This is a genomic window from Citrobacter sp. CtB7.12 (genome assembly GCF_001297795.1).
Lineage (GTDB): Bacteria > Pseudomonadota > Gammaproteobacteria > Enterobacterales > Enterobacteriaceae > Citrobacter_A > Citrobacter_A amalonaticus.
The window spans coordinates 1-4,259 of record NZ_LIFT01000018.1 but is presented as its reverse complement, the minus strand read 5'-3'; the positions used below and the strand labels follow the sequence as shown (position 1 = coordinate 4,259).

Sequence of the window (4,259 nt, the reverse complement as noted above, 5' to 3'; positions counted from 1 at the left end):
GTACTTTTTCAGCTTTTTTTGCAGTATTGGTTATAAAGATAAATGCTGATGATAAATTTGATTATACGATCAGTTCTAAAGTTAAGTATTTCTTCGATAACGATAAAGGATTTGATCTCGAACTTAAAAATAAAGTTTCTGATGTTTTTACTGAAGAATTTGAAAGATTGAGTGATGAAAGTTCCGACGGCAGTGATGAAGTTCTTCGTCTGAGAAACGAAGTGGATATTCTGAAAAAAGAGTTAATCAGAATAAAAAATAAACTACTTCCGGTTGATGAACCCTTTGATGAGAATTTATATTTTCAGAATATGAAAGATAGTTTGGAAGGTAAAGTTCAGCCTGAAATTAGGGCTGATGAGGATGGTAAAAATGGCAATCCTTAAACGAAAAATTAGAAATGTTGCTGATAATTTGCCCGTTGATATGTTGAGTTTGAGCAATCCTCAAAGTGTGCTGGACTATGCTGTAAATGTACTTAACGTCAGACTAATCCCTTTTGATCTGGATAGTTTTATTAGTAAAATTGGAATAGAATTGCACAGGATTATTATGGATGATGAACTTTCTGGAATGTTACAAAAAAATACAGAAGGCCGCTGGATTATTAGTGTCAATTCATTGCATCATCCTAAACGACAACGTTTTACTTTGGCACATGAACTAGGACATTATTTTCTACATAGAAATAGAGCTATATCATTTGTTGATGAAGCTTTGTACCGTAGTACACATATGGATTCAATGGAGTATGAAGCAAATAATTTTGCTGGTGCTTTATTAATGCCAAAAAAACAGTTAATTGATTTTATGAATAGTAAAGGGACCGATGCAGAGTTAATTTCAGAGTATTTCAATGTTTCTGTCCTTGCGGCAAAGATAAGAGTGGAAACTCTACAGAGGAATATTTATGAGTACTAAGTATTACCCAATAATAAAAACTACAATCGCTGAAATGCGGGCATTAAAAAATATTAATGCAGTAACGTGGACTGGATTAACACCAGTACTGGAATTAACAAAATCGCGTAAAGGGAAAAATAACCCTGATTCAAGTGTCTATAAAAAAATAGATGAGATATGTCAAGTAGTCAAATCAGAAAATGTAATATTAGATATTACAACTATAGATTCTCTTTCAAATTATGAAATCGATAGTTTTCGAGATGACCAAAATGGTTTTGAGAACTGGTGTGATTTTATTGGATATGTTAAAAACAAAATCCCTGGAGTTATTCCAGTATTATTGGCTTATCCAGATTCACAATTAAATGAGCTTTTATTGCAAATTGATAATTTAAGCAGACATACACAGCATGTTGCTATACGTTTACCACTCTTTGAGGATGGGTTGAGTAATCTTTTTGCTAATCTGATTCAATTGGTCCAACATAGATCTTATTTGATACATAGTATTATTTTTGATGCGTCTTATATTTTCGAAAAAATAGAAGCTAAGCCATTAAAAGATATCATTGACTTTATTTCTTATTTTTATAATCATGTTAATGGGTTTTATGCAGGAGCCTATGTTTTCTGTTCTGAGCATTATCCAGCAAACATAACAGATTATTTGAAAAAAAATCAGGATCAATATAACAATAATGTATATTACGGAAATGTTGAACTGTATCGCCACGTAAGTGATATTTTAATTGACTATAATATATCTCTTTTATATGGTGACTATGCTTGCATTCATCCTTTTCGGAATGACGTTAAATCATATAACTGGATACCACGAATAGACTATCCTACAGAATTATCGATCTACTTTTCAAGGGTTCGTAGAGAAGTTGGTGGGTATGAAGAGTGCGCAAGAAATATTAGCAGATTACCTGCATTTCTCAGAGATCAACTAAAATGCTGGGGAATGGATGAAATTATGCAGGCTGCACTAATTAAGCCTGGGGGATTGAACCCGTCGTACTGGATCTCTGTCAGATCTAATATCCATATGTCCAGAATGGCAAGGATATTTAGATAGAGCCAAAATTCATTGATTTTAGGCTAAGGAGAGTTATATCTTCTCGGGTAATCACCTCTCCTTTTTCAGACATAAAGGTATCGTATATTCTTGAGACTTTATCATATATTGCTTTATGATGGATGGAATATATTTTATTTTTATTATATGTGCTTATTATATCCATGATAAGTTCATGTTTAGTTGATGATTTAATTCCTGTGCATTTTTCTAAATATGATTTATCGCACATATCCAGAATAGATATGATATTAAGTTCTTTTTTTTCTTTAGCCTTCCTTTTTATAATTAGCGTGTTTTCTGTAATGTAAATTATACCGAAACCACCTTTTATTTTACTGATTTCTTTATAATGTCGTTTACCACATGCTACGTACACCTTATTGAAACAAGTGTAATATGACTTTAATTGTTCCGCCAGTCTGTATAAATTGTCTATGTCACTTTTTATTTCAATGCCAATGATTTCGTCTTGTGATGCAATTAGCATATCACAGCGACGTCTGTTAAAGTCAAAGGGGAATTCAAAATTTAAAGCAACAGACCTGTCAGCCATAAAAAATTTTGTAAGTGGAATTTTAAAGTCAATTTCATTCATCTACATTACCTCTCAAAATGAGATTCTATCACTTATGTATAAAAAGGTAAATGCTGCTAATGTACGGAAATGTGTTTTTTAAATTTACGGAATAAAAATATAGATTGATTGATATATTGATGCAGGTAGGCTCAGAATAAATATGAGCTTAAATCGATACTAAATATTTCACCCCTGCAATCGTCGAAGTACTAAGTCCGGGTATGCCCGTCGTTATTTTCTCCCCGTGTGTTTTCTCTTTCATATCAGCTTCCGGTCATCGTTCTCCGTCACAACCTGTTCCGCAAGGGTAAATGGCACGCGTTCCGCGCCCCTGCTGAACAGAACGACTCCGGAGTCACGAACCGTCAGGCGATACGAAGACGAAAACCCACTCAACTGACGGAGAAAATACCATGACGATGAACCTGTATACCCGGACAAGTACTTCTGACACCGCAGCGGCGACCGGCGTATCGTCGCCGGAGCGCTCAGGCTCCTCAAAAACGAAATTTTCATCAGACAAAACGGATATTTATCAGACGGTCACTGACAGCATCATTAAGGCGCTGGAGTCTGGTGTTAAGCCGTGGCAGTGTCCGTGGAAACGTAACGGCCTGGTCTCAGGCATTCCTTCAAACTACACCACACACGAAGCCTACAGCGGCATTAATATTATGCTGCTGTGGTTCAGTGCGGCAGAGCAGGGTTTTAAGGACTCCCGCTGGATGACATACAACCAGGCGAAATCAACGGGTGCTCAGGTCCGCAAGGGGGAGCGTGGCACAATGGCAGTCTTTTACAAAACGCTGGAGAAAGAGCGGGAAGACGGCGAAAAGGATTACATCCCGATGCTGAAACACTTCATCGTTTTTAACGCAGAGCAGATTGACGGCTTACCCCATGACGGCAGCGACGCACAGCCGGAACAGCCCGCAGAAGAGACCTTTAAGCCATTCACCCGGGCTGAAGCCCTCCTTGAGCGCAGTGGCGCAAAAATCACTGAACGCGGTCAGCAGGCATTTTTCAGACCCGCCACGGATGAGATTTACCTTCCTGAACGTCATTTATTCAGCCGTGCTGAAGATTTTTATGCAACCGGTCTGCATGAGCTGGTTCACTGGAGCGGTCACCCGTCCCGTTTAAACCGGGACATGAAAGGCCGCTTTGGCTCTGAAGGGTATGCAGCGGAAGAGTTAGTTGCGGAGCTGGGAAGCGCGTTTCTGATGGCGGATTTGGGCATTAATGGCGACGTGCAGCATGAAAACTACATTGCGTCATGGCTGATAAAACTACGTAATGATAAACGTTACATCTTCCGGGCTGCGAGTGCCGCATCAAAAGCACACCGCTACCTGATGGCGTTATGAGTCTGATACCCTGCAACGGATTGCGGGGTTTTGCTGTCAGAGTGGCGTTTTTACCACCGGCACGGGGATGCATATTCCCCGTGCTTTCATAAATGTACAAACAGTCTGGTGAGGGAGGTAAGGAAAATAACCGACGGGTTATTTTGCGTCTGGCGGCAACAGCGGCGTATCAGAAGACGGATACGCCGCTGTTGCCGGGGGAGAAGCGCCAGCTCTGCTGTTTTATATGCGCGAAGCGCATGGAGGCGACGGCACAATCCGGAAAACAGCCACCCGGCGACCATAGCCGGGAACTGAGGGGATGAAGGGAGCAGATACCCCCACG

5 protein-coding genes are annotated in these 4,259 nt (G+C 39.4%); 4 read left to right on the top strand and 1 reads right to left on the bottom strand.

Annotation, left to right across the window (positions count from 1 at the left end; translation table 11 throughout):
- The 3 genes from AOY24_RS18140 to AOY24_RS18130 form a co-directional block, all read left to right on the top strand.
- Positions 1–386, top strand: a 386-nt coding sequence (locus tag AOY24_RS18140) for a hypothetical protein (protein WP_200906165.1), incomplete at its 5' end; no start/stop codon positions are given.
- Positions 373–921, top strand: a complete 549-nt coding sequence (locus tag AOY24_RS18135) for an ImmA/IrrE family metallo-endopeptidase (protein ID WP_054177112.1) — start codon at positions 373–375, stop codon at positions 919–921. The genes AOY24_RS18140 and AOY24_RS18135, both read left to right, overlap by 14 nt.
- On the top strand, positions 911–1,987 hold the full coding sequence (locus AOY24_RS18130) for a hypothetical protein (RefSeq protein ID WP_054177111.1): 1,077 nt from the start codon (positions 911–913) through the stop codon (positions 1,985–1,987). Before AOY24_RS18135 ends, AOY24_RS18130 begins: the two co-directional genes overlap by 11 nt.
- Here the strand turns inward: AOY24_RS18130 and AOY24_RS18125 are convergent.
- Entirely contained in the window at positions 1,980–2,585 is a 606-nt protein-coding gene (locus AOY24_RS18125) for a sce7726 family protein (protein ID WP_054177110.1), read from the bottom strand. The genes AOY24_RS18130 and AOY24_RS18125 overlap by 8 nt on opposite strands.
- Before the next feature lie 395 nt (positions 2,586–2,980).
- On the opposite strand from AOY24_RS18125, the gene AOY24_RS18120 reads away from it, so the two are divergent.
- On the top strand, positions 2,981–3,934 hold the full coding sequence (locus AOY24_RS18120) for an ArdC family protein (RefSeq protein ID WP_054177109.1): 954 nt from the start codon (positions 2,981–2,983) through the stop codon (positions 3,932–3,934).
- The last annotated feature ends 325 nt before the right edge of the window (positions 3,935–4,259 follow it).

Bases quoted from the DNA above. Each gene is read 5' to 3' on its own strand.
- AOY24_RS18135 (WP_054177112.1), top strand. From the start codon at position 373: ATGGCAATCCTTAAACGAAAAATTAGAAATGTTGCTGATAATTTGCCC.
- AOY24_RS18125 (WP_054177110.1), bottom strand. From the start codon at position 2,585: ATGAATGAAATTGACTTTAAAATTCCACTTACAAAATTTTTTATGGCT.
- AOY24_RS18130 (WP_054177111.1), top strand. From the start codon at position 911: ATGAGTACTAAGTATTACCCAATAATAAAAACTACAATCGCTGAAATG.
- AOY24_RS18120 (WP_054177109.1), top strand. From the start codon at position 2,981: ATGACGATGAACCTGTATACCCGGACAAGTACTTCTGACACCGCAGCG.